This window comes from Patiriisocius sp. Uisw_047 (assembly GCF_047730165.1).
GTDB lineage: Bacteria > Bacteroidota > Bacteroidia > Flavobacteriales > Flavobacteriaceae > Patiriisocius.
Window position 1 is genome coordinate 136,346 of the sequence record NZ_CP159834.1, and the last position, 25,113, is coordinate 161,458.

Here is a 25,113-nt window from a genome sequence, read left to right on the forward strand (position 1 = left end):
CTTTAATATTAGTATACGTAACATAAAACTTCACCACCTACGTTTTGAGCTGAGGCTTGCTTGGCAGTCATTACTCCCGCAGAAGTAGAAACTATAGCAATCCCAAGTCCGTTTAAGATACGTGGCATCTCTCCTGCACCCGCATATTTACGTAAACCAGGTGTACTTATTCTCTGTATTTTTTTGATCACAGGATCTTTAGAAAGCTTATCATACTTAAGTGCAATTTTGATTGTCCCCTGAGGCCCATTATCATCAAATTTGTAGCTCAAGACAAAACCTTGATCAAATAATATTTTTGTAATCTCTTTTTTGAGATTAGAAGCTGGAACTTCCACCACTCGGTGGCCAGCTTGTACTGCATTCCTAACTCTCGTTAAGTAATCTGCGATAGTATCTGTATTCATAATTTAATTTTACGGATGTGGTTTTCACTTGAAATTTCAGAAGTAAACCTACAACCAATTAGTACTATTTTACCAAGATGCTTTTCTAACACCAGGTATCAAACCTTGATTAGCCATTTCACGAAAAGTAACACGTGAAATACCAAAAGTTCTCATGTAACCTTTAGGTCTTCCAGTTAATTTACAACGGTTGTGTAAACGTACCGGAGAAGCATCTTTAGGCAATTTCTGTAAACCTTCCCAATCGCCTGCATCTTTCAATACCTTACGTTTAGCGGCATACTTCTTTACCATTGCTTGTCTCTTTACCTCACGGGCTTTCATTGATTCTTTAGCCATATCTTAATTTTTTTGAAAAGGTAAACCTAGCGATCCTAATAAAGATTTCGCCTCTTTATCCGTATCTGCTGTCGTCACAAATGTGATGTTTAGTCCTTCAATTTTCTTTACTTTATCAATATCGATCTCTGGAAAGATAATCTGTTCAGTAACTCCCAAAGAGTAGTTACCTCTTCCGTCAAAACCTGTAACTTTAATACCATTAAAGTCACGTACTCGTGGTAATGAAGATGTGATTAATCTGTCTAAAAATTCGTACATACGTTCTCCACGTAATGTTACTCTAGCACCGATAGGCATCCCTTTACGTAATTTGAAGGTAGCAACATCTTTCTTTGAGATTGTTGCAACAGCATGTTGTCCAGTGATATTAGAAAGCTCTTCTACTGCGTAGTCGATCAATTTTTTATCTGCAACAGCTGCACCTACTCCACGTGATACAACGATACGCGCTAGTTTAGGAACTTGATGTACATTTTTGTACCCAAATTCATCCGTAAGAACACTTACTACTCTGCTCTTATATTCTTCCTTAAGTCTTGGTGTATATGCCATAACTATAATACTTGATTCGATTTTTTAGAAAATCGTACTTTTTTACCATCTTCCATTCTATATCCTATTCTTGTTGCAGATCCATCTTTAGGGTCTACAATAGAAAGGTTAGAAATATGAATAAGAGCTTCTTTTTCAGTAATTCCACCTTGAGGATTTGCCGAACTTGGCTTCTCATGCTTCTTTACAAGATTTACTCCTTCTACTATTGCTTTGTTCTTATCAGCAACCACACTCATTACTTTTCCTTCAGATCCTTTGTGATCTCCGGCCGTAACAACAACTGTATCTCCTGTTTTTATTTTAAGCTTTCCCATTTTACTTTCGTATTAAAGCACCTCTGGTGCCAATGATACAATCTTCATAAATTGTCTGTCACGAAGCTCTCTTGCAACCGGTCCAAAAACACGTGTACCTCTCATTTCCCCTTGAGGTCCTAATAATACACAAGCGTTATCGTCAAAACGGATATATGATCCATCTGGTCTTCTCACTTCTTTTTTCACACGTACAACAACTGCTGTTGAGACAGTTCCCTTCTTTACAGTTCCATTAGGTGTAGCTTCTTTTACAGAAACTACAATCTTGTCACCAATAGAAGCGTATCTTCTCTTTGTTCCACCCAGTACACGAATGGTAAGTACCTCTTTTGCACCGGTGTTGTCTGCGACTCTAAGTCTTGATTCTTGTTGTAACATATCTACTTCGCTCTTTCAATTATTTCTACTAATCTCCAACATTTGGTCTTACTCATAGGTCGTGTTTCCATGATCTTTACAGTATCACCTTCGTTGCAATCGTTTTTCTCGTCGTGCGCTACGTATTTTTTCGTCTTTAAAACGAATTTTCCATACATAGGATGTTTTACCTTCTTTACTTCGGCAACAACTATAGATTTCTCCATTTTGTTAGAAGTAACTACACCTACACGTTCTTTTCTTAAGTTTCTTTTTAATTCTTCCATCTTACAGTGGGTACTATTGTACGTCTCTTTTAGTTAATTCTGTCGCAATTCTAGCAATCGATCTTCTGTGATTTCTTAACTGAATTGGATTCTCTAATGGAGAAATGGTATGAGCCATTTTCAGGTCTGAATATAACTTCTTTGCTGACGCGAATTCCTCTTGTAGCTCTACAGTAGTCGCCTCGTTTATTTGTGCTTGTTTCATCTTACAAAAATTTTACGCTTGGTAATCTCTCGATACTACAAACTTGGTTTTTACTGGAAGCTTCTGTGCTGCAAGACGTAACGCTTCTTTTGCTGTTTCCATTGATACACCAGATACTTCAAAAAGTATTCTTCCTGGCTTCACAACGGCTGCCCAATATTCTACTCCACCTTTACCTTTACCCATACGTACTTCAAGAGGTTTCTTTGTAATTGGCTTATCTGGAAATATCATAATCCAGATTGAACCTTCTCTTTTCATAAAACGAGTTGCGGCTATACGTGCTGCTTCTATTTGACGTGCTGTCAAAAAATTTGAATCTAAAGACTTAATACCAAAGGTACCGTATGATAACTGGTTACCACGACCAGCATTTCCTTTCATACGTCCTTTCTGCTGCTTACGGAACTTTGTCCTTTTAGGTTGTAACATGTTCTGTTCTCTTTAAAAATGATTACTTTCTACGACGTGGTTTATTATTTCCACCTCGACCGGAATTACCTCCTTTTCCACCTTTCTTGTCTAAACCGACAAGTGGAGAAAGTTCTCTCTTTCCGTATACTTCACCTTTCATTATCCATACTTTAACACCCAATCTACCATAAGTAGTGTGCGCCTCAACTAAAGCATAATCAATATCGGCTCTAAATGTTGATAAAGGAACACGACCTTCTTTGTACCCCTCAGAACGAGCCATCTCTGCCCCATTCAAACGTCCTGAAATCTGAACTTTAATACCCTCTGCATTCATACGCATTGCTGCTGCAATAGCCATCTTGATTGCACGACGGTAAGAAATTCTATTTTCTATCTGTCTAGCGATACTCGACCCTACAAGATACGCGTCCATTTCTGGTCTCTTAATCTCATGGATGTTGATCTGTACTTCTTTACCAGTAATCTTCTTAAGCTCTTCTTTTAACTTATCTACCTCTTGACCACCTTTCCCGATAATGATACCAGGTCTAGCCGTAGTGATAGTAACGGTTACAAGTTTAAGCGTACGCTCAATAATTACTCGTGACACACTAGCTTTACTTAAACGAGCATGAATGTATTTTCTAATCTTATCGTCTTCGGCAAGTTTATCACCGTAGTCGTTACCTCCGTACCAGTTAGATTCCCATCCTCTGATAATTCCAAGGCGATTCCCGATTGGATTTGTCTTCTGTCCCATTTAGTTAACTTTGTGTGTTATCGTTTGCTGCTAATACCAGTGTTACGTGGTTAGAGCGTTTTCTAATTCTATGTGCACGACCTTGAGGCGCCGGACGTAATCTCTTCAGCATTGTTCCTCCGTCTACACGGATTTCCTTTACAAAAAGATCCGCGTCTTCAATAGAAGCATCTTCATTCTTAGCTTGCCAGTTTGCCATAGCAGACAATAACAATTTCTCTAAGCGACGTGATGATTCTTTTGAACTGAACTTCAAAATATTTAATGCTTTCTCAACTTTCTCACCTCTAATCAAATCCGCCATAAGGCGCATTTTTCTTGGTGATGTAGGGCAATTATTCAACTTAGCAAAGAATTGTGTCTTCTTTGCTTCCTTGATTGCTTCTGCTCTTTCTCTTTTACGAACTCCCATGGCCTATTATTTTTTACCTTTATTTTTGGCACCTGCGTGACCACGGAATGATCTTGTAGGTGAAAATTCTCCTAGTTTATGTCCTACCATATTCTCAGTTACATATACAGGAACAAATTGCTTCCCATTATGAACTGCGATGGTCTGTCCTACGAAATCTGGAGTTATCATAGAAGCCCTTGACCAAGTCTTGATCACAGTCTTCTTATTCCCTTCCACATTTGTCTGTACCTTCTTATCTAATTTATAGTGAACGTACGGTCCTTTTTTTAACGATCTTGCCATAGCTTATTTCTTTCTACGTTCTATAATGTATTTATTACTCTGCTTTGTCTTAGAACGAGTTCTGAATCCTTTTGCAGGAATACCGTTTCTAGAACGTGGATGCCCACCTGAAGATTTACCTTCACCACCACCCATTGGGTGATCTACTGGGTTCATCACTACTGGTCTAACACGTGGTCTTCTACCCAACCATCTAGATCTACCAGCTTTACCAGATACAAGTAACTGATGATCACTGTTCGATACCGCTCCGATTGTCGCCATACAAGTAACAAGAATTAGTCTTGTCTCACCTGACGGTAATTTTACCGTTGCATACTTACCATCTCTTGCCATTAGTTGAGCAAATGCACCAGCACTTCGGGCTAAAACAGCACCTTGACCTGGACGTAACTCTAAACAAGAAATAATAGTTCCTAATGGAATACTCGCTAAACTCATAGCGTTTCCAATCTCCGGAGCTACACTATCGCCAGAAACAATATTCTGACCTACTTGAAGTCCATTTTGAGCAATCACATAACGCTTTTCACCATCTTGGTAATTTAGCAGTGCGATAAACGCAGTACGATTTGGATCATATTCGATTGTCGCTACGGTTGCAGGCACTCCTACTCTTTCACGTTTAAAATCGATAACACGATACTTCTTTTTATGACCTCCACCAATATGGCGCATCGTCATTTTTCCTTGACTGTTTCTACCACCAGATCTCTTATTCGGAGCAAGTAAAGACTTCTCCGGCTTATCAGTTGTAATGGCGTCAAAACCATTTACAACTCTAAAACGCTGACCCGGGGTGATAGGTTTTAATTTTCTTACTGACATTTTTTGTCTAATTTATTGTAAGCTTACCTTACAAATTGTTGTAAAAATCTATTGTATCACCTTCCGCCACCTGTACAATTGCCTTCTTAACAGCATTTGTTTTACCAGTTTGAATTCCCGTTTTTGTATAACGAGTACTTCTTTCAGGGCGGACATTTATTGTGCGAACTTTATCAACAGAAACTCCGTAAGTGGCTTCAACCGCTTTCTTGATTTCTACCTTATTCGCCTTTGGGTTTACTACAAAGCTGAAAACATTTGATTCCTCAGCAAAACGTGTAGCTTTTTCCGTAATTATAGGTTTAATTAAGATACTCATCTCGTTTCTATTTACTTAAGTTAGTTTCTATTCCTTCCAAAGAACCCTCAAACAACACAACGTTGTTTGCGTTCATTATTTTGTAAGTGCTTAATTCTGAGGCTTTTATCACTTCGACACCCGTTAAATTTCGCGAAGACAAATATACATTATTATTTGACTCTCCCAACACGAACAAAGACTTTTTGTCTGCAAGACCTAAACTAGTTAAAACTGCAATGAAATCTTTTGTTCTTGGACCATCAAAATTGAGGTCTTCTAACACCATAATCGACTCGCTATTAGCTTTCATTGTTAAAGCAGATTTACGCGCAAGACGCTTCAAGTTTTTATTCAATTTAAAAGTGTAGTTCCTTGGCCTAGGACCGAACATTCTACCACCACCTTTGAATATACCAGACTTAATACTACCCGCACGGGCAGTACCTGTTCCTTTTTGTTTCTTTATCTTTCTAGTAGATCCTGCAATCTCTGCTCTTTCCTTTGATTTATGCGTTCCCTGACGTTGATTTGCCAAGTATTGCTTCACATCAAGATATACAGCGTGATTGTTAGGTTCGATACCATAAACCTCTTTAGAAAGTTCAACCTTTCTACTCGTGGCTTTTCCGTTTTTATCTAATACAGCTACCTTCATTATTTCTGAATCGTTACATAAGCGTTTTTATGTCCAGGTACACACCCTTTCACTACAAGTAGGTTCTTTTCAGCAACCACCTTTAAAACTCTTAAATTTTGAACTTTCACCTTTTCGTTCCCCATTTGACCAGCCATCTTCATTCCCTTGAATACTCTCGCAGGATACGATGCTGCACCAATAGAACCTGGCGCTCTTAAACGGTTATGTTGACCGTGCGTAGCTTGACCTACACCGGCAAAACCGTGACGTTTTACAACTCCTTGAAAACCTTTACCCTTTGAAGTTCCTGCCACATCGACAAAATCTCCTTCAGCAAAATGTTCTACAGTGATCGTATCACCTAATTTGTACTCCGAATCAAAACTTTTGAATTCCGCAACTTTACGTTTCGCGACAGTACCTGCTTTTTTAGCGTGCCCTTCAGCAGCCTTATTAACAGTCTTCTTGTCATCGAAACCTAGTTGAAGCGCAGCATAGCCGTCTACTTCTTCAGTTCTGACTTGGGTAACAACACAAGGACCGCATTCAATAACGGTACACGGCATATTCTTACCATTCTCGTCAAAGATGCTGGTCATCCCTATCTTTCTTCCAATTAACCCAGACATATTTATATATATTAATTATTAGTATTTCGCCGATTATCGACTTTATCTCAATTCGCTTTCACGAAAAATTAATCACTTTTATTTTTCAGCATTAAAACCAGAGATTGCTCAAGGTTCAAATACAAACGGGATCAAAATAAATTCGATCCCGATTTACTTTTTTTCCGTTTTTCCCTAACCATCGTTGGGGACATTTAATTTTTATTGTACAGGCGAAGCAAGCTTCGAATCTACGGCTTAATAAAATTAAACCTTGATCTCTACCTCTACACCACTTGGCAACTCTAACTTCATCAGAGCGTCGATTGTTTTTGAAGAAGAACTATAGATATCCAATAATCTCTTGTAAGATGATAATTGAAACTGCTCTCTACTCTTCTTGTTTACGTGTGGCGAACGTAGTACTGTAAATATTTTTTTGTGCGTAGGTAATGGGATTGGCCCTGTTACTACTGCACCTGTACTCTTTACAGTCTTTACGATTTTTTCAGCAGATTTATCTACTAAATTATGATCGTATGATTTTAATTTAATTCTGATTTTTTGACTCATAGCTGAAAATATTATGCGTTAGCTCCTCTTGCTGCTTTGATTACTTCTTCCGAAACGTTAGAAGGAGTCTCTGCATAGTGAGAAAATTCCATTGTTGATGTTGCTCTACCTGATGATAATGTTCTTAATGTGGTTACATATCCAAACATTTCAGAAAGTGGCACTGTAGCTTTTACAGTTTTTGCACCAGCACGGTCTCCCATACTAGTCATTTGACCTCTTCTTCTATTTAAATCGCCAACGATATCACCCATATTCTCTTCTGGTGTAATCACCTCAAGTTTCATTATAGGTTCCATTATCACAGCCTTAGCCGCTTTTGCTGAATTCTTAAATCCAAGTTTTGCCGCTAATTCGAAAGATAGTTGATCTGAATCCACATCATGGTAAGATCCATCTCTTAGCGTCACTTTCATCGACTCAACCTCATAGCCAGCTAAAGGACCATTTACCATCGCAACTTTAAAACCTTTTTCAATCGAAGGGATAAATTCTTTAGGAACATTACCACCTTTAATTACAGACTCAAACTGGAGCCCTACAACACCCTCATCTGCAGGCTCAATCGTAAATACGATATCTGCAAACTTTCCACGACCACCAGATTGTTTCTTATAAACTTCTCTGTGATCAGCAGCTCTTGTAATAGCCTCTTTATACTCCACTTGTGGTTGTCCTTGATTCACTTCAACGTTAAACTCACGCCTTAGCCTGTCAACAATAACATCTAAGTGAAGTTCACCCATTCCAGATATAATAGTCTGTCCTGAAGCTTCGTCTGAACGAACTGTAAACGTAGGATCTTCTTCAGCTAATTTAGCTAAGCCCATCCCTAATTTATCAACATCTGCCTTCGTCTTAGGCTCAACCGCGATACCAATAACTGGATCTGGAAAGTCCATAGATTCAAGAACGATAGGATGATCTTGATCAGATAATGTATCTCCTGTTTTAATAGATTTGAATCCTACAGCAGCACCAATATCACCAGCTTCAATAAAATCAATTGCATTCTGCTTGTTAGCGTGCATTTGATAGATACGTGAAATACGCTCTTTCTTACCTGAACGATTATTTAACACATATGAACCAGCATCTAAACGACCAGAATATGCTCTAAAAAATGCTAAACGACCCACAAAAGGATCTGTAGCAATCTTAAATGCTAAAGCAGCAAACGGCTCCTTCACACTAGGCTTACGAATCACTTTTTCATCTGTATCTGGATTAATACCCTCAATACCTTCCTTATCCATTGGAGAAGGCAAGTAACGACATACAGCATCTAAGAGAAACTGCACCCCTTTGTTCTTAAAGGCAGAACCACAAATCATTGGAATGATTGCCATGTCCATTACAGCAGCTCTAAGTGCAGCATGCACTTCTTCTTCTGTGATAGAATCTTCATCTTCCATATATTTTTCAAGCAAATTTTCATCATATGCAGCAACTTCTTCTATAAGAAGACCGCGATATTTTCTTGCTTCCGCCTTCAATTCTTCTGGAATTTCGATAATATCAAAAGTTGCCCCTTGAGTATCGTCATGCCATACAATTGCACGGTTTTTTACTAAATCTATAATCCCTTTAAAATCTTCTTCGTCACCAATGTTTAGAACGATTGGCACCGCGTTAGACTTTAACATATCTTTTACCTGTTGGCAAACACCTAAAAAGTCAGATCCCTGACGGTCCATTTTATTAACGAAACCAATTCTAGGTACTTTATAGTTATCAGCCAATCTCCAGTTAGTTTCAGATTGTGGTTCAACACCATCTACTGCACTAAACAAGAATACTAAACCATCTAGAACACGTAAAGATCTATTTACCTCTACAGTAAAATCTACGTGACCCGGTGTGTCAATAATATTAAAGTGATAATCCTGAGTATCTTCTGTTGGCTCCGCATTTTCGAGAGGAAACTGCCATGTACACGTGGTAGCAGCAGACGTAATAGTAATACCACGCTCTTGCTCTTGCTCCATCCAGTCCATTGTTGCAGCACCATCATGTACCTCACCAATTTTATGTGAAACTCCTGTATAATAAAGAACGCGCTCCGTTGTTGTTGTTTTACCAGCATCAATATGGGCAGCAATCCCTATATTTCTTGTTAATCTTAAATCTCTTGCCATTTTTTAAAATCTGAAATGTGAGAATGCTTTATTTGCTTCGGCCATTTTATGCGTGTCAGTACGCTTTTTAACAGCTGCTCCTTCTTCCTTACTTGCTGCAAGAATTTCTGAGGCAAGTTTTTGAGCCATTGACTTCTCATTACGCTTACGAGCGTATCCAATCAACCACTTCATAGCAGTAGATATTTTACGGTCTGCACGTATTTGCATTGGTATTTGGAACGTTGCACCACCTACACGGCGACTACGCACCTCTACGTGTGGCATCACGTTAGACAAGGCATCTTTCCAAGTCTCTAAACCGGTTTTTTCTTCGTCTGTTTTCTTTTCTTCTACGATGTCTATTGCATCATAAAAAACTTTAAAAGCCGTAGACTTCTTACCATCCCACATCATGTTGTTCACAAAACGTGTCACCAATTGATCATTAAATCTTGGATCTGGCAAAAGCGGTCTTTTTTTGGCTGCTCTTTTTCTCATTCTTTTAGTTTTACGTTGCGTCGAATCATGCTTCGACGTTACTGGATTGCGACGCAGATACCCGCGTCATTACTAAATTTTACTTCTTAGGGCGTTTTGTACCATACTTAGACCTACGTTGTGTTCTGCCATCGACACCTGCGGTATCTAAAGCTCCACGAACGATGTGGTATCTAACTCCTGGTAAATCTTTTACCCTTCCACCTCTAACCAATACTATCGAGTGTTCTTGTAGATTGTGTCCTTCACCTCCGATGTATGCGTTTACCTCTTTTCCATTGGTTAACCTTACACGCGCTACTTTACGCATCGCTGAGTTAGGTTTCTTAGGAGTAGTGGTATATACACGCGTACAAACACCGCGGCGTTGCGGGCACGAATCCAAAGCAGCCGATTTAGACTTCTTGGTTATTTTGGTCCTTCCTTTTCGTACTAATTGTGAAATAGTTGGCATATAATATCCTTGTTACTATTAATTAAATATAATTCCCCATTATTTATGGGCGTGCAAAAATATAAATATTTATCTATAATTCAAACACATGTCAGCTTATTTTTTACACTTTTTAAATATTCTTTATTTTTATATGAAAATCGACCCTGTAACGTTAGCTTTATCCACACAATACAACATTTTTTGAAGCACATATTTTATATTTTCCTATATCTTAACATTCATACCGCATTATATTACGACATCAATGCGCAATATATTAGCCTGACACTTGAAGCGGAAAAAGAAATCCCTTCAGAATTGATCGAAAAAACAGCAACCGCTAACTCCTTTAGCACATTTGCAGCACTAAAAACAGAGACTTCTAGTCTATTAAAAGCATTTCAGACTGATGGCTTCATAGATAGTAGACTTATTTCAATTACTGAAATCAAAACACAAGAAAATACCAAAAAATTAATCTATAAAGCAACTTATTTTTTAGGACCGAAATTTTCAAACATTACTATACATTACAATCAGGAAGATTTCAGCAGTAAAGAGCTAAATAGGTTTATTTCTAAGATAGAAGAAGATCGTTTTATTATTTCCATTTCCGAAGTAGAAAAGACGCTGATGAAAATTAATGCATTACAAACCGAAAGTGGTGATGCATTTGCCAAGACCTATTTAAACGAATTTAAAAGAGATGGAGTTAAACTTTCTGCGCAGCTCATTTCAGAAACAACACAAACAAGGACTATTGACAGCATCGTAATTAAAGGGTATGAGAAATTTCCGACATCCTATATACGATATATCGCTGGCATTAAAAAAGATGTCATATTTAAAATCTCTACTATAGCAAAAGCAAGTACTGCAATTAGCGCTTTGCAGTTTGCCTCTAACATTAAACAGCCAGAAGTACTTTTTAAAGACAAAAAAACGACACTCTATTTGTATTTAGAAAAACAGAAGAGCAACAATTTTGATGGAATTATAGGTTTTAGCACTGATGATGTTACCAACAAACTTATTTTCAATGGATATCTAGACCTAAAGCTCAACAATAATTTAAATTATGGCGAAACTTTTAGTCTTAATTATAAATCTGATGGGGACAATCAGCAAAACTTTAGTGTTCAAACAACCCTACCTTATATATTAAGGTCTCCTTTAGGTATTGACCTTGGCCTTACGATATTTAAACAGGCAGATAATTTTTCTACTACTTCGCAACTAGCAGGCCTGCGCTATCAAATAAACCCCAACACTATAGTCACCTTAAACTACACTAGTTCAAATTCTGCCATTTTATCTAATGAAGACGTGACCGCAATAGATCTAGTGGCCTTTCAGAAAAAAGAAATTATTACTGGTTCTCAATGGAAGTTTTATCAAGAAGATAATTTGTTTCCTGTAAAAGCAAGGTTTGGTCTACAAATAGGTGCGGGTACAAAAAAAACTGACCTTACTACCGAACAACAATATAGACTTAGCGCACATGGCTCTTACATTATAAATCTTAACCTACAAAACTCATTTTATATTGCAAACCAGAGCGGGTTTTTACAGAGCGACACCTACCTAACAAATGAATTATATAGAATTGGCGGTATTAAAAGCATAAGAGGCTTTAAAGAAAATGCTATCGAAGCGTCGCTTTTCTCCATCTTAAACACAGAATACAGATACAGATTAAACAATCTTCTTTACGTACATAGCATTGTGGATCTTGGGTATTTAGAAAACCGAGCGGCAAGAAGCAATAATAGCCTTTTCAGTTTTGGTTTTGGCACTGGTTTCTACACAAACACGGGACTACTGAGGCTTTCATTGGCTAATGGCAAAGTTTATGGTCAAGAATTTAGGTTTTCTGACACTAAAGTCCACCTCAGTTTGATTTCTACATTTTAGGAAAAACAAGTCTTTTTCTGCTCATCTATAATAGAAATTTAAGTTTAAATAGTTGTGTAATTGTAATTTTATTTCGACTTTTGACGTTGGCTAATTCAAAAAATTTATAAAATGAAAACAAAATTTAGTGGAATTTTAGCGCTTTTACTAGTGCTCGTTGTGCAACTATCGTTCGCTCAACAAAAAACAATTACTGGTACTGTTAACGATGACAGCGGCTTACCTCTTCCTGGGGCTAACGTAATCATCAAAGGCACGAATACCGGAACTCAAACAGACTTTGATGGAAATTACTCTGTTAGTGCTGCAACGGGGCAAACTCTTATATTTAGTTATATTGGATTTGAGACTCAAGAAATGGCAGTTGGAGCTTCAAGTCGTATCAATGTGAATATGGCATCGGATAACGCGCTTCAAGAGGTTGTAATTATAGGAAATGTTAACAGTACAAAAGAAAAATCAAGTACTGCGACCTACTCTATAAGTGCTGAAACGATTCAATCGAGACCAAATGCTAGTTTTGTACAAACACTTTCTGGACAAGTTCCTGGTCTTAACATATCTACAGCAAATGGTCAACCTGGTGCTAACTCTAACGTAAGAATACGTGGTATATCTTCTATTAATGGAGATACTGAGCCACTATTTATTATCGACGGTGCTCCAGTAGATCAAGATAACTTTAGATCACTTAACCCAAATGAAATTGCTTCTGTATCTGTTTTAAAGGATGCGGGTGCAACTGCTATTTACGGTAATAGAGGTGCAAATGGAGTTATTATCATTAAAACAAAGAGTGGTAAATTCAACTCTAAGTTAAAGATGTCTTATACAGGTACTGTAAATGTAGCTGCACTGCAAGATAATGACTATGACCTAATGAATTCTCAAGAGTTACTTACTCTAGAAAGAGAGAGAAACGTAGGTGTAGGTGGCAATGGCTTTCCAGTTGGGAATACTTCTGGGATGGCATTAACAGATGCAGAAATTGCTGGAGTTGAAACTTTTGACTGGGCAGATTATTTCTTTGATCCAGCAATAACAAATTCTCATACTTTAAACGTGAGTAATGGTGGCGAGAATCTTGCAAGTTATGTATCATTAGGGTTTCATGATCAAGAGGGTCTTTTAAGACAATCTAGCTTGAAGCGTTTTAACATTAGAACTAATGTTAATGGTACTAGTGACAACAAAAAGTTCTCATACAAGCTTAATTTATCTACAAACTGGTCTAAGTCTGATGAGCCTAACCGTATTGGTTCAGGAGCAATTAACCGTAACTACGTTTTAGGAGCTTACCAGTCTGTACCATATATCACGGCTAGTGATTATACTAACGGAGCAGATTTACTTTCTCCTTTAAGTTTCGCTAACACTCCATTATTTCTAGTTGATAGACTAAACACCTATACTCGTTATGAAGAAGAATTAAAAATGATTGGAGCTCTTGAAGGGAGTTACAATTTGACTGACGACTTAGTTGCATCTGTTATATTTAGTAGTGACTACCAAGATCAAAATACGTTAAGAGCTGAACAACCTATTAGTTTTAACTCTCAATTGTTTGCTGAGTCAGGAAATGATACTCCTGGGACGCAAGATCAACAATACAGAAGACAGTTCTCTTTTAATCAATTAGCTTCGTTAGTGTGGAACAAAACATTTGACAAGCAATCATTGAACATTGGCTTATATTCTGAATACTTTAAAGCACACTTATATACTTATGGCTTTAGAAACAATGGTTTAAACCAGGCAACTTTCTTCCCTGGAGATGGTAGTGCCTTTGTAGATGATAATGGTGACAATGACTTTTTTGGGAATACAGTTAACGCAAATATTGCGGAATCTGGATTGTTTTCATATTTCACACGTGTAGATTATGATTATGACACTAGATATGGTATAACTGGAACTTTCCGTAGAGATGCTTCTTCACGTTTTTCTGACTCAAATAGATGGGCAAACTTCTACTCTGTTTCTGCTAGATGGAACATAAGCAACGAAGCTTTTATGTCGAACTCTGTTTTTGACGTTCTTAAACTTAGAGCCTCTTATGGTACCAACGGTAACCAAGATGTTACAGGTGGTGGACTTTTTGGAGGACTTAATTTAACGCAATCTTTATTTGCTACAACAGGTGGATACCAGGGCGCTAACTCTTTACAATTATCTCAAATTCCTAACACAGACCTTAAATGGGAAACTGTTACTACAACTAATGTAGGTATTGATTATGAATTTGCTAACAGAAGAGCACGTGGATCATTAGATGTATACCAAAAAGTTACTACAGACTTATTTTTATTACAACCTATTTCTGCAATTAATGCAACTACTGCCTTAAATGTAAATGGCGGTGAATTAAAAAATACTGGTGTTGACTTAGCAATAGCATACGACGTTATTCGCTCTACTAGTGAAGGTGGTTTTAACGCTACCATTAATTTTGTTGGTAACTACAACAAAAATGAGATTGTAGAATTTGGTTCTGGAGAAGAAGAAATTATCGGAACTGGACGTGTAGGAGGTAAAGTTTTTGAATACTATGATTATCGATATGCTGGTGTAAACTCAGAAAATGGTAATCTTCAATTCTTAACTGCAGATGGAGAAATTACAGAAACTCCTGACCCAGATACTGACCGTGTTTGGTTAGACAAAAACATTTTTCCTGATTTTGAAGGAAGTGCTGGTCTTAACTTCGACTACGGTGGTTTCTTTTTAAGCACTCAGTTTAACTACACTTTCGGAGTAGATAGATATGACTTTGAGCAATCTAGCTTCCAGAACATCAACAACTTAGGTCAATTTAGATTATCAAGAGATCTTTTTGATTCTTGGACACCTGAGAACACAGGTGGGTCACTTCCGTCATTAGACGCAACTAATCAACAATTTAGTGGTACTAGATACTTAACAAACGCAGATTTCGTTCGTTTACGTTTTGCACAGTTTGGATACAACCTACCATCAAAATATTTAGAAGGAACAAGTATTTCTGCCTTGAGATTGTATCTTAATGGCGAGAACCTTATAACATTCTCAGACTGGAGAGGTTTTGATGCGGAAGCACAATCTAATACCTCTAGAATTTATCCTACACCAAAGACTTTTGCTTTTGGCTTAGATATTGAATTTTAAGAATCACTTTAGTTTATTATTAACAATATAATATTTATTACAATGAAAAAAATAAAATATATCGCAGTATTTGTGCTGGCATCTATAGGCTTTACCAGCTGTACTGATGCTATCGAAATTACGCAAGTAGGTATCTTAAACTCAGATGCGGCTTTCATAACTGTTGGAGACTTACAATTAGGGCTCTTAGGAGCATATGATAATTTCGACCACACGCAACAAATTCAATTTAACTCAGTTTTTACAGACGAAATTTCTGTAGGAGCAGATAGTGGAGGTCAAGGTACCGCTAACGGTGACACCGCATTCGTCCTCAATGCAGGAAGTGCATTTCCAGCAGCTTTATGGCTTAATAACAATGCTGCTTTAAATTCAGTGAATCGTGTTATCGCCGGTGCAGAAGGAATAGAAATTGGTGAAGGAGAACAGGCACAATATGATGACATTCTTGGACAATCATACGCCCTAAGAGCTTATGCTCATTTTGAATTATTATCTTACTTGTCTGCAGATTACACTGATGACTCAACATTGGCAACAATATTGCTAGACTTTGTACCTCAAACCGAGCAAAAATTACCACGTAATACCAATGGTGAGATTTATGCTTCAATAACCTCAGATTTGAATCTTGCTAATGGCTTGCTTTCTAATCAAGCTGATGCAGTGTTTGTAAGTAGAGACTTTGTTAAGGCGCTAAGAGCTAGAATGGCGGCATACAGACAGGATTATAGTACTGCCAATACCCTTGCTACTGAATTACTAGGAGCATACGGTATCGCTAATCAAACTCAATACACTGATATGTATCTCGATTTAGATAACACTGAAATAATATTTAAATTAAGCCGAACTATAGGTGACTCATACGATGGACAAGGTGCTACTGGTAGTGCATTCGCTGGCGGATGGGCTGGAGCAAATTATGCTTTTGTAAACGCTACAATAAATGGTTCACCATATTTTGAAATGGGTAGAGCCGTATTTAACGCGTTTAGTACTGATGATGTGCGTTACTCAGTAAATGTTCATCCTACATCTATAATCGATCCTAATTATCAAACTAGCTCAAATCCTTTAGGAACTGACGTATTAGTTATTGGAAAGTATCCAGGTAAAGACGGTCAAAACTTAATGAATGATTTAAAAATCTTTAAGTCTTCTGAAATGTTATTAATTGCGGCAGAAGCAAGAGCATCTATGAATGATCTAGTTGGGGCTGAAGCTTTAATTGATCAATTAAGAGATGCTCGTTTTGGTTCTGATCAACCAGCACCGAACTTCGCTTCTACACAAGAAGCGTTAGCTGCCGTGATGGATGAAAGAAGGTTAGAATTATTGTTTGAAGGACATAGATATAAAGATTTAAAGCGTTTAGGCGCTAGAGCCGGAAGAGGAATTGATAGAGATCCTATTGATTGCATAGCTTTAAATGCTTGTGATTTAGCTTTAAGCAGTAACTTGTTTACTGTACCAATTCCAATTGTAGAATTAGATGCTAACGATAATATCCAACAGAATCCTGGTTATTAATTTTTAATAACACATTCCTTAAAAAAGATGGCTCTTAATGGAGCCATCTTTTTTTTTGTTGTAGATTATTTATCAATTAATAACTATTTATTCTAAACATTAACAAATTTAAATGACGCTATAAATTTGAATTCACATATTTATTCACCATTTTTGTAAGACTTAACAATTAATTAACAATTTATTAATTAACAATTTATGAAAACAACAATACTTAGAATTTTTAGTATGTTTTTGTTGATTTCATCACAATTAGTGATGGCACAACAAACAACAGTAACCGGCTCGGTCTCCGATGAAAACGGCCTTCCCCTACCAGGGGTAAATGTAATCGTTGAGGGCACCTCTAACGGTACACAATCTGATTTTGATGGTAATTACTCCATAAACACAAGCGTAGGACAAACACTTGTCTTTAGTTACTTAAGCTACACTACAGCTAGCAGACCGGTTACTGCCGGATCTAATGTTATTAGTATAGCTATGGAACCTGATGCTGAAGCCTTAGGAGAGGTTATTGTAAATGCTATTGGTCTTAAGCGTAAGAAGGAGGATGACCTCTCTTCTGCCACTTTAGTTCCTATTGAAGCAGTTACACGTTCAGGTGAATCTGGAGTTTTACAAGGTCTAGCCGGTAAAACATCTGGTGTGAACATAACTAAGAGTTCAGGTGATCCAGGAGCTGGGGCTTACATCCAGATTCGTGGAGCGAACAGTATAAGTGGTTCTGATGAGCCTTTAATTGTACTTGATGGAGTACTAATCGATAACCGTAACTTTGAAAGTGGTGTAGATGGTGTAACAGAACAATCAAGATTGAATGATATTGCATCAGAAGATATCGCAAGTATACAAATCTATAAAGGAGCTCAAGCAGTTGCTATATATGGAACAGGTGCTGCAAATGGTGTAATAGTAATAGAAACTAAAACGGGTAAATCTTCAGGATCTTCTTGGTCATTAGACTATAAAACTGGAATGTATGTTGATACTGTAAATAGAGAATGGGATTTACAAACTAAGTTTGGTCAAGGTAACAATGGTGCATATGACCAATCTGCCTCTACTTCTTATGGTGACAAAATCTCTGATCGTTCTGGAGCAGCAGATGGTGTTATAATAGGAAACCAACGTTTTGAATCTAGAGACGGGAGAGTATATTATCCTTACGCAGATAGAGTTGATGGATCAGTAGACAAAAATTCACAAGCGGTTTATGTAAAATCTAACCGTGATGCAATTTTAGGAACAGGCTACTCTTTCGAAAACAGTTTGAGTCTTCAAAAATCAACTGAGAATGGGAGCACCTATATTAGTGCAAACTCTTGGAAACAAAACGGTGTAATTAGAGGAGGATCTGATTACTACAGACGTTCTTTCCGTTTTAACAACTCTACCAAGTTTGATGAAAAATTATCAGGTAGAATCTCTGCCAACTACACTAAGACAACTGCAGATCAAGTTCAGTTTGGTTCAAATCTAAACGGTCTTTACTTGGGTTACCTTCGTACACCTGCAGATTTTGATAACAGTGCTTATATTGGAACAGCTTATAACGCTGCAGGACAACCTACTCTTAACGCACAACGTGGTTACAGAAACTTTTTAGGGCCAATCCCAACATATAACAACCCTTTATGGACGGCAAAAGAGCAATCTAACACAACTTCTGTAGACCGTTTCTTAATAACGCCAGAGTTAACATACAAGTTTAATGATAACATGTCTGTTACAGCCCGTTATAACGTAGATACATATAGAGATAAAAGAGAACAGTTTTTCCCTGTAAACTCTGCAACGAATCAAGGTTCAGGTGCAGGTTTTTTTGATTCTAATCACATTTTCTCTAACTCGCAGTACTTAACAGCTTTTATAAACTCTAATCACGCAATATCGGAAGACTTTACCTTTAACTGGGTATTAGGAGCTACGTATGAAGAAAGGTCTTTAGAGCAAGTTGGCGGAACACTATCTCGGTTTCAAGTTTCAGATATTGATTTAAACGACCTTATAGATCTTTCTAATGGTTTACCTGAAGACATTTCAATCCGTGATAGCTACTCGTATTCTAGACAGGTTGGTACGTATGCAGTACTTGATTTTGAAGTATTTAATCAAATATTAATACAAGCTTCTGGTCGTGTGGATCAATCTTCAACATTGCCAGATCAAAATTTTTACTACCCTGGTCTTGCTTTGGGATGGAAATTTACAGAAGCAATTGGAGAAAGTGATTTCTTAAGTTTTGGTAAACTAAGAGCGTCTTACGGTGAAGTTGCTGTTGCGCCATTAAACTACTCACTTTCTACTGATTTTAATATCGGTGGAGGAGTTAGTTCTTCTTGGGGTGATTCTTTAAATGGAGCTTCCCTTGGTGGTGCTACTTCAAGAGCAAATCAACAAGGAAATCCTAACCTATTAGTTGAACGTGTTAAAGAAGTTGAAGTTGGTGCAGACCTTAAGTTTTTCAATAATAGAGTAAGCACTGGTTTTACTTATTATGACAGAGAAACTGAAGATGTAATTATTGGAAGATTAGTATCTCCTGCTACAGGATTTACAAGTCTTTTATCTAATGCAGCAAATATTACCAACAAAGGTATTGAAGCAGATATCTCTGCAACTCTTGTAAATAGTGACAATTTTAAATGGACTATAAACGCTAACTACAGTATGAATGAAAATTTAGTTACTGGACCTGATACAGAAGAAGGTGATGTAATTGACACGCTTAATGGATTTACAGGATCTGCTGCTAGTGTAGTAGACGGATCTCCTTTCTCAGTAATATATGGTAGCCCGCTTTATAGAGATTTAGACTCAGGCGAACTAATTCTTAACGACTTTGGTTTTCCTCAATTAGATCCAACTGGTGCTACTCCTGATCGAGTATTAGGTGATCCTAACCCAGAATGGAGAGCAGGACTTGGTACTACTATTGAATATAAAAACTTTAGATTGTCTGCACAATTTGATGCAGTACAAGGTAACGACGTTTGGAATGGAACTCGTGGTGTATTAAATCACTTTGGTGTTTCACAAGAAACTGCTAATGAAGTTACTGTTTCTGCAGAAGAAGCAATTACTATTGTAAACTATCAAGGTACGGCGATTCAAGATCTACCTAACGCACAACAGAATGACGATGGATCTTATACGGTTCGTGGTAATCTAGAAGATTTTGGAGCTGGTACTGTGTTATTAGATCAAGCATACTATAACGGTGGAACTGGATCTGGTTTTAACGGAGCTACTGAGCCCTATATTGAAGATGCATCTTATGTAAAATTAAGAGAATTAACATTAGGTTATTCGTTCTCAAATAAAGCAGCTAAGAGAATCGGAATGCGCTCTTTAGATATCAGCATCTCTGGACGTAACTTAATCACTTGGTCTGACATCGAAGGATTTGACCCTGACAATAACTTGACTGGTGCTTCTAAAGGGCGTGGATTAGAGTATTTTACAAATCCATCAACTAGTTCATATTCATTTATTGTTCGTATAGGACTATAATTAAAAAACAAATTCAATACATATGAAAACATTTAAAAATATATTGATAGTTTTTGCCGCGGGGTTGTTAGCAACTTCATGTACGCAAATCCTAAGTGGTCCTAATTTAGAGGACAATCCAAATACAGTGGGGACTGCTTCCACTCTAGCTTTAATTAATCAAGCAGAAATAGTTTCTGCTTACCTTGCAGAAAGTGATGCAGCAAGATACGGAGGTATCAATGCAAATTACATCACTGGAATTGACGCGCAATGGATAGGATACGAACAGTATACGTATGCGCCAGATGACTTTGATGCACTATGGAGTAATCTATACTCTGAAGGGATCACGCACGCACGTATTGCAAAAGGACAAGCCACTGAAGAAGGAGACGTTGACGGTTTAGGTTATGCTTCTTTATTGGAGGCATACCAATTAGGCGAACTAGCTACTTCATTTGGTGATGTACCAGATTCAGAAGCTGTAGGAGAGTCTGACGCACCAACATATGACAGCCAAGCGATGGTATTTAACCACGTTCAGGAATTACTATCTGAGGTTGTTGCGAATGCTTCAACAGCTAACCAATACATTTCTGATCCAAGCGGAGGTACTATTAGTACTTCTAACCTTGGTCAAGTAGCGCACTCTTTGAAAGCGCGTTATTTCTTGAATGCTAAAAACTACCCAATGGCTTTATCAGAAGCAAATGCAGGTATCTCTTCTCCAACTGGTGGATGGAATACTGTACATGCTGATGCTACTGGTGCACAAAACCTTTTTTGGAATTTTGCAGTATTATCACGACCTGATAACACAACTCCATTAAATTCGTACCTTGAAGACTTAGTAGACCCAAGTGGACCAGTTGCTAGACAATTAGCTACACCTGGAGAAGCTGCACGCTACGCCTTCTATTATGATGCTGACGGTGACTATAATTTGGCTGAAGACGGTATTTTTGCTGTAGATGCATCGTTACCTCTTATCTCTTGGCATGAAACAAGGTTAATCGCTGCAGAGGCTGCTTTCAGAACCTCAGGTGATGGGGCTGCAAGAAGTGCATTAAATGCAGTACGTACGCAACTAGGTACTGAATATGGTGGTGGTTTTCCAGCTTCTACTGCAAGTGGAAACGCACTTTTAACCCACATCCTTGAAGAGAAGTATATAACTATTTACCCTTCATCATCTACGTTCCATGATTTATCAAGAACGAACAATGCACTTGGAGTGAGAGTAAAAACGGGTAATCAATTACCACAACGTTTCCTATACCCTCAGATAGAATCTGATACAAATCCAAATGCTCCAGCAAATTTCCCTGGCTTATTTACACCAACACCTGTTAATCAATAGATTTAGGTAAATAATTTTTATTCAAAATGGCTGTCTTCGGATAGCCATTTTTTTGTTTCTAAAATATCCTACAGCGCCTCGCTCGATTTTTATGACCACATCATTGTATAATTAACAATTTATTAGCATTTTTGCTATTAAATCAATAATCAAAAAATTAATATGAAAACAACGTTCTATTATGTTATAGGATTATTCTTTATGCTTTCTGCCTCTATAGGTCTAGCACAAGAGAAAACTGTAACGGGTCTCGTTCAAGATAGTGGTGGCCTTCCACTTCCAGGTGTAAACATTTTGGTAAAAGGCACATCAACAGGAACACAATCTGATTTTGACGGTAACTATACTATCAAATCTGCCGTGGGTCAAACTTTAATATTTAGTTATATTGGTTTTCTTTCACAAGAATTTGCCGTAACAGCAGCAACTAATTCAATAACAGTATCGCTAAATGAAGATGCTGCACAACTTGATGAAGTAATTGTAACCGCCTTAGGTATTAAAAAGGAAAAGAAAGCATTAGGGTATGCTGTAACTGCTTTAAGTTCTGAAGATTTAGAAAATAAAGCGAACGGTGATATCACTAAAATTCTTCGCGGTAAAGCTGCCGGTGTTAATGTAATTAACGCAAGTGGACTTTCTGGAGCTGGTTCTAGTATTAACATTAGAGGTATTTCTACAACAGGAGACAACCAGCCACTTTACATCGTTGATGGGGTTCGTTTTAACTCTCAGACTAACGGTTCTGGATTTTCTGGTACTAGTAGATCATTGGATATCGACCCAAACAATATTGAAAGCGTAAATGTGCTAAGAGGCTTAAACGCTGCTACACTTTATGGCTCTGATGGTCGTAATGGTGTTATTGTGATCACAACAAAAGCCGGGAAACTAGGTGGAAATAGAAATAAAAAGACTGAAGTAACAGTAACCGCATCAACGTTTGTTAATGAGATTGCTTCACTTCCAGATTTTACGAATCAAAGAGGACAAGGGTATTACGATGCTTACTATAACTTTTTTGGTAACTGGGGAGCTACATTTGGCAGAACAGATCACGGTAATATTGACTCTTTAGGACAAACATCGCATCCTTATGCACTTAACAGCCCTGTTTTTGTTGATGGTTTTCCTGACCAGGAAGACGCAAGAGTTGATTACAAAAACTACAAATCACAAGAAAATTTCTTTAAAACTGGAGTCGTTAAGAACATTAACGTTGCCGTCAACGGTGGCTCTGAGAATGTAGGGTACAATGTATCTTATGGAAATTTAGCTGACGAAGGTTTTTTACCTGGCAACAATCTTAGTAGAAACTCTATTTCTTTAGGTGGAAATGCCAACTTATCAAATAAGTTTTCAGTTTCAACTACTTTAAATTATTCTAATACAGACTTCACATCCCCTTTCACGGGACCAATATTTACTGGTTTATTGAATACACCAAGAAGTATTGATTTAGCAGGTTTCCCTTCACAACATCCATTAGATGGTAGAGAGATTAACTTCCAGAATGCATCAGGAGCCTCTAACCCATATTGGTACGTGAATAACTCAAAAATCGATGAAGAAGTAGATCGTACTTACGGACAGATTTCTGCTACATATGCTTTTAACGATAAGTTTACTGCAACCTACAGATATGGACTAGATACAAGTATTGAGCAAAGAAGAACTTTCATCAATAGAGGAAGCACAGATGCATCGAACATTACGGGAGGCTTAACAACATCTACAAGAAGACAAGTGTATACCAATCACACATTAATCTTAAACTATGAAACACGATTTAAGGATGACTTCTTTGGGTTTGGAATTAATGGTGGTGCAGATGTTTTTAGAAATGAAGAGAGCCTTGAAGGATCTTCAAGTACGGAGCAAACAGTTTTTGGTCGCGACCAACACGGTTTTTTTGCTGCGAGTGCTGGATTCTCTAATGAATATGCAATTAACAGACCAGGGGTGTTTACACAACTTACATTTGACATAGATAGATATTTATACTTGACAGCTTCTGCTAGAAATGATTGGACTTCAAACTATGTAGACAACTCACAGTTCTACCCGGGCCTTGGTTTATCTTTTATCCCAACAGCTGCCTTTGAAGGTTTAAAAAGTGACGCATTGACATATTTAAAGCTTAGAGCTGGTTACGGTAGTTCGGCAATATTTGATATTCCAGGAGGAAATAGATATCCTAACACACAACTACTTAGCTCTACGGCAAATGCATTTGTCGCAGCGAACGGTGATGTGATTAACACAGATTCTGTAAGTAACAACCTTGCAAACTCAGAATTAGGACCTGCACTTGTTACTGAAATAGAATTTGGTGTTGAAGCAAAATTATTTAAAAACAGAGTGTCTTTAGACGCTAGTTATTATACTAAGAAAACAACCGACTTAATCTTTAATAGAGAACTAGACCCTGCTACTGGTTTTACGGACAGCCCGCTGAACGTGAACGAGTTTGAATCGAGTGGTATTGAATTAGAGATGAATGTAACCGTTATTAAAACTGAAAACTTTTCTTGGGATATTGGTGGGAACTGGACCGCTACAGACTCTGAAGTAACAGATCTAGATGTAGATGAATTTAGGTTCACAGACGCTGGTGGTGACTTAGGTAATTACTTAATTGAAGGTCAGCCAGTAGGAGTTATAAAAGGTTCTGTGGTTGCAACAAATGAAGCTGGTCAGTTATTGACTAATGGTAGACAATATGAAATTGCTACCGATGCTGAAATTTTAGGCGACCCTAACCCAGACTGGGTAGGATCTTTCTTTACAGCTTTACAATATAAGAGCTTATCTCTAACAGGTAACTTACAATACCGTCAAGGTGGAGCAATCTATTCTACAACGGCACGCAGCCTTCTAGGTAGAGGTTTAACAACAGATACAGACAACCTTCAAAATGTAGGATATGTTTTACCTGGTTATAACACTATTACAGAATCTGAAAATGATATTGTTATTTCTGCGGGAGATGCATTTTTCAATGAATATAATAATGGTGCAGACGAAATAGGAATCTATGATGGTTCTACTATTAGACTTCAAGAATTAGCATTGACATATACTTTTACAGACAAGGCGCTAGACAAGACTCCATTTGGGAAGTTTTCCATATCGCTTGTTGGTGAAAATTTATACTATAATGCGATCAATACACCAGATGGTTTAAATCTTGATCCAAACTCTATTGGAACAGGCGTTAATAGTAACGGTGCTGGTATAGAAGGTGGAACAAGCCCATCATCTAGAAGAATAGGATTCAATGTAAAAGCATCATTTTAATCACAATAAACAATCAAAT

At 37.5% G+C, this 25,113-nt stretch carries 25 protein-coding genes; 6 read left to right on the forward strand and 19 right to left on the reverse strand.

Annotation, left to right across the window (positions count from 1 at the left end; all coding sequences use genetic code 11):
* Positions 1-8: 8 nt before the first annotated feature.
* The 19 genes from rpsH to rpsL all read right to left on the reverse strand — a co-directional run bounded on the left by rpsH (position 9) and on the right by rpsL (position 10,363).
* On the reverse strand, positions 9-407 hold the full coding sequence (rpsH, locus tag ABXT71_RS00690) for a 30S ribosomal protein S8 (RefSeq protein WP_415371884.1): 399 nt from the start codon (positions 405-407) through the stop codon (positions 9-11).
* A gap of 69 nt (positions 408-476) precedes the next feature.
* Positions 477-746 (reverse strand): 30S ribosomal protein S14, encoded by a 270-nt coding sequence (gene rpsN / locus ABXT71_RS00695; protein ID WP_415371885.1) that lies wholly within the window; start codon positions 744-746, stop codon positions 477-479.
* 3 nt (positions 747-749) lie between these two features.
* Positions 750-1,301, reverse strand: a complete 552-nt coding sequence (rplE, locus tag ABXT71_RS00700) for a 50S ribosomal protein L5 (RefSeq protein ID WP_415371886.1) — start codon at positions 1,299-1,301, stop codon at positions 750-752.
* A 2-nt stretch (positions 1,302-1,303) separates the two neighbouring features.
* The gene (rplX, locus tag ABXT71_RS00705) at positions 1,304-1,618 is read right to left on the reverse strand and encodes a 50S ribosomal protein L24 (RefSeq protein ID WP_415371887.1); all 315 of its coding nucleotides are present in this window, start codon (positions 1,616-1,618) and stop codon (positions 1,304-1,306) included.
* A gap of 12 nt (positions 1,619-1,630) precedes the next feature.
* Positions 1,631-1,999, reverse strand: a complete 369-nt coding sequence (gene rplN / locus ABXT71_RS00710; RefSeq protein ID WP_415371888.1) for a 50S ribosomal protein L14 — start codon at positions 1,997-1,999, stop codon at positions 1,631-1,633.
* 2 nt (positions 2,000-2,001) lie between these two features.
* A complete protein-coding gene (rpsQ, locus tag ABXT71_RS00715; protein ID WP_415371889.1) occupies positions 2,002-2,265 on the reverse strand; it encodes a 30S ribosomal protein S17 in 264 nt (87 codons plus the stop codon).
* Between the two features lie 13 nt (positions 2,266-2,278).
* Positions 2,279-2,470, reverse strand: coding sequence for a 50S ribosomal protein L29 (gene rpmC, locus ABXT71_RS00720; RefSeq protein WP_415371890.1), 192 nt, complete (start codon positions 2,468-2,470; stop codon positions 2,279-2,281).
* Between the two features lie 12 nt (positions 2,471-2,482).
* Complete coding sequence (gene rplP, locus ABXT71_RS00725; RefSeq protein ID WP_415371891.1) at positions 2,483-2,902, reverse strand: 50S ribosomal protein L16; 420 nt, start codon at positions 2,900-2,902, stop codon at positions 2,483-2,485.
* Positions 2,903-2,924: 22 nt separating this feature from the next.
* A complete protein-coding gene (rpsC, locus tag ABXT71_RS00730) occupies positions 2,925-3,647 on the reverse strand; it encodes a 30S ribosomal protein S3 (RefSeq protein WP_415371892.1) in 723 nt (240 codons plus the stop codon).
* A gap of 4 nt (positions 3,648-3,651) precedes the next feature.
* The gene (gene rplV / locus ABXT71_RS00735; RefSeq protein WP_415371893.1) at positions 3,652-4,059 is read right to left on the reverse strand and encodes a 50S ribosomal protein L22; all 408 of its coding nucleotides are present in this window, start codon (positions 4,057-4,059) and stop codon (positions 3,652-3,654) included.
* Between the two features lie 6 nt (positions 4,060-4,065).
* Positions 4,066-4,344, reverse strand: coding sequence for a 30S ribosomal protein S19 (rpsS, locus tag ABXT71_RS00740; RefSeq protein ID WP_415371894.1), 279 nt, complete (start codon positions 4,342-4,344; stop codon positions 4,066-4,068).
* A 3-nt stretch (positions 4,345-4,347) separates the two neighbouring features.
* On the reverse strand, positions 4,348-5,172 hold the full coding sequence (gene rplB, locus ABXT71_RS00745) for a 50S ribosomal protein L2 (protein ID WP_415371895.1): 825 nt from the start codon (positions 5,170-5,172) through the stop codon (positions 4,348-4,350).
* Positions 5,173-5,200: 28 nt separating this feature from the next.
* The gene (gene rplW, locus ABXT71_RS00750) at positions 5,201-5,491 is read right to left on the reverse strand and encodes a 50S ribosomal protein L23 (RefSeq protein WP_415371896.1); all 291 of its coding nucleotides are present in this window, start codon (positions 5,489-5,491) and stop codon (positions 5,201-5,203) included.
* A 7-nt stretch (positions 5,492-5,498) separates the two neighbouring features.
* Positions 5,499-6,128: a 50S ribosomal protein L4 gene (gene rplD / locus ABXT71_RS00755; protein ID WP_415371897.1), complete on the reverse strand. Its 630-nt coding sequence runs from the start codon at positions 6,126-6,128 to the stop codon at positions 5,499-5,501.
* The gene (rplC, locus tag ABXT71_RS00760) at positions 6,128-6,739 is read right to left on the reverse strand and encodes a 50S ribosomal protein L3 (protein WP_415371898.1); all 612 of its coding nucleotides are present in this window, start codon (positions 6,737-6,739) and stop codon (positions 6,128-6,130) included. Before rplC ends, rplD begins: the two co-directional genes overlap by 1 nt.
* A 246-nt stretch (positions 6,740-6,985) precedes the next feature.
* Entirely contained in the window at positions 6,986-7,291 is a 306-nt protein-coding gene (gene rpsJ / locus ABXT71_RS00765; protein ID WP_010181931.1) for a 30S ribosomal protein S10, read from the reverse strand.
* Positions 7,292-7,302: 11 nt separating this feature from the next.
* Positions 7,303-9,429, reverse strand: coding sequence for an elongation factor G (gene fusA / locus ABXT71_RS00770; RefSeq protein WP_415371899.1), 2,127 nt, complete (start codon positions 9,427-9,429; stop codon positions 7,303-7,305).
* A gap of 3 nt (positions 9,430-9,432) precedes the next feature.
* Positions 9,433-9,909: a 30S ribosomal protein S7 gene (rpsG, locus tag ABXT71_RS00775; RefSeq protein WP_415371900.1), complete on the reverse strand. Its 477-nt coding sequence runs from the start codon at positions 9,907-9,909 to the stop codon at positions 9,433-9,435.
* A 79-nt stretch (positions 9,910-9,988) separates the two neighbouring features.
* Entirely contained in the window at positions 9,989-10,363 is a 375-nt protein-coding gene (gene rpsL, locus ABXT71_RS00780; protein WP_415371901.1) for a 30S ribosomal protein S12, read from the reverse strand.
* Between the two features lie 183 nt (positions 10,364-10,546).
* Here rpsL and ABXT71_RS00785 point away from each other — a divergent pair, with 183 nt between their 5' ends.
* From ABXT71_RS00785 to ABXT71_RS00810, 6 genes are all read left to right on the forward strand, one after another.
* Complete coding sequence (locus ABXT71_RS00785) at positions 10,547-12,259, forward strand: hypothetical protein (RefSeq protein WP_415371902.1); 1,713 nt, start codon at positions 10,547-10,549, stop codon at positions 12,257-12,259.
* A gap of 111 nt (positions 12,260-12,370) precedes the next feature.
* Positions 12,371-15,403: a SusC/RagA family TonB-linked outer membrane protein gene (locus ABXT71_RS00790; RefSeq protein ID WP_415371903.1), complete on the forward strand. Its 3,033-nt coding sequence runs from the start codon at positions 12,371-12,373 to the stop codon at positions 15,401-15,403.
* A gap of 42 nt (positions 15,404-15,445) precedes the next feature.
* Complete coding sequence (locus ABXT71_RS00795; RefSeq protein WP_415371904.1) at positions 15,446-16,936, forward strand: RagB/SusD family nutrient uptake outer membrane protein; 1,491 nt, start codon at positions 15,446-15,448, stop codon at positions 16,934-16,936.
* A gap of 198 nt (positions 16,937-17,134) precedes the next feature.
* Positions 17,135-20,452: a SusC/RagA family TonB-linked outer membrane protein gene (locus ABXT71_RS00800; protein ID WP_415371905.1), complete on the forward strand. Its 3,318-nt coding sequence runs from the start codon at positions 17,135-17,137 to the stop codon at positions 20,450-20,452.
* Positions 20,453-20,474: 22 nt separating this feature from the next.
* A complete protein-coding gene (locus tag ABXT71_RS00805) occupies positions 20,475-21,794 on the forward strand; it encodes a SusD/RagB family nutrient-binding outer membrane lipoprotein (protein WP_415371906.1) in 1,320 nt (439 codons plus the stop codon).
* 162 nt (positions 21,795-21,956) lie between these two features.
* Positions 21,957-25,094: a SusC/RagA family TonB-linked outer membrane protein gene (locus tag ABXT71_RS00810; RefSeq protein ID WP_415371907.1), complete on the forward strand. Its 3,138-nt coding sequence runs from the start codon at positions 21,957-21,959 to the stop codon at positions 25,092-25,094.
* Positions 25,095-25,113 lie beyond the last annotated feature (19 nt).

Bases quoted from the DNA above. Each gene is read 5' to 3' on its own strand.
- rpsH (WP_415371884.1), bottom strand. From the start codon at position 407: ATGAATACAGATACTATCGCAGATTACTTAACGAGAGTTAGGAATGCA.
- rpsN (WP_415371885.1), bottom strand. From the start codon at position 746: ATGGCTAAAGAATCAATGAAAGCCCGTGAGGTAAAGAGACAAGCAATG.
- rplE (WP_415371886.1), bottom strand. From the start codon at position 1,301: ATGGCATATACACCAAGACTTAAGGAAGAATATAAGAGCAGAGTAGTA.
- rplX (WP_415371887.1), bottom strand. From the start codon at position 1,618: ATGGGAAAGCTTAAAATAAAAACAGGAGATACAGTTGTTGTTACGGCC.
- rplN (WP_415371888.1), bottom strand. From the start codon at position 1,999: ATGTTACAACAAGAATCAAGACTTAGAGTCGCAGACAACACCGGTGCA.
- rpsQ (WP_415371889.1), bottom strand. From the start codon at position 2,265: ATGGAAGAATTAAAAAGAAACTTAAGAAAAGAACGTGTAGGTGTAGTT.
- rpmC (WP_415371890.1), bottom strand. From the start codon at position 2,470: ATGAAACAAGCACAAATAAACGAGGCGACTACTGTAGAGCTACAAGAG.
- rplP (WP_415371891.1), bottom strand. From the start codon at position 2,902: ATGTTACAACCTAAAAGGACAAAGTTCCGTAAGCAGCAGAAAGGACGT.
- rpsC (WP_415371892.1), bottom strand. From the start codon at position 3,647: ATGGGACAGAAGACAAATCCAATCGGGAATCGCCTTGGAATTATCAGA.
- rplV (WP_415371893.1), bottom strand. From the start codon at position 4,059: ATGGGAGTTCGTAAAAGAGAAAGAGCAGAAGCAATCAAGGAAGCAAAG.
- rpsS (WP_415371894.1), bottom strand. From the start codon at position 4,344: ATGGCAAGATCGTTAAAAAAAGGACCGTACGTTCACTATAAATTAGAT.
- rplB (WP_415371895.1), bottom strand. From the start codon at position 5,172: ATGTCAGTAAGAAAATTAAAACCTATCACCCCGGGTCAGCGTTTTAGA.
- rplW (WP_415371896.1), bottom strand. From the start codon at position 5,491: ATGAGTATCTTAATTAAACCTATAATTACGGAAAAAGCTACACGTTTT.
- rplD (WP_415371897.1), bottom strand. From the start codon at position 6,128: ATGAAGGTAGCTGTATTAGATAAAAACGGAAAAGCCACGAGTAGAAAG.
- rplC (WP_415371898.1), bottom strand. From the start codon at position 6,739: ATGTCTGGGTTAATTGGAAGAAAGATAGGGATGACCAGCATCTTTGAC.
- rpsJ (WP_010181931.1), bottom strand. From the start codon at position 7,291: ATGAGTCAAAAAATCAGAATTAAATTAAAATCATACGATCATAATTTA.
- fusA (WP_415371899.1), bottom strand. From the start codon at position 9,429: ATGGCAAGAGATTTAAGATTAACAAGAAATATAGGGATTGCTGCCCAT.
- rpsG (WP_415371900.1), bottom strand. From the start codon at position 9,909: ATGAGAAAAAGAGCAGCCAAAAAAAGACCGCTTTTGCCAGATCCAAGA.
- rpsL (WP_415371901.1), bottom strand. From the start codon at position 10,363: ATGCCAACTATTTCACAATTAGTACGAAAAGGAAGGACCAAAATAACC.
- ABXT71_RS00790 (WP_415371903.1), top strand. From the start codon at position 12,371: ATGAAAACAAAATTTAGTGGAATTTTAGCGCTTTTACTAGTGCTCGTT.
- ABXT71_RS00795 (WP_415371904.1), top strand. From the start codon at position 15,446: ATGAAAAAAATAAAATATATCGCAGTATTTGTGCTGGCATCTATAGGC.
- ABXT71_RS00800 (WP_415371905.1), top strand. From the start codon at position 17,135: ATGAAAACAACAATACTTAGAATTTTTAGTATGTTTTTGTTGATTTCA.
- ABXT71_RS00805 (WP_415371906.1), top strand. From the start codon at position 20,475: ATGAAAACATTTAAAAATATATTGATAGTTTTTGCCGCGGGGTTGTTA.
- ABXT71_RS00810 (WP_415371907.1), top strand. From the start codon at position 21,957: ATGAAAACAACGTTCTATTATGTTATAGGATTATTCTTTATGCTTTCT.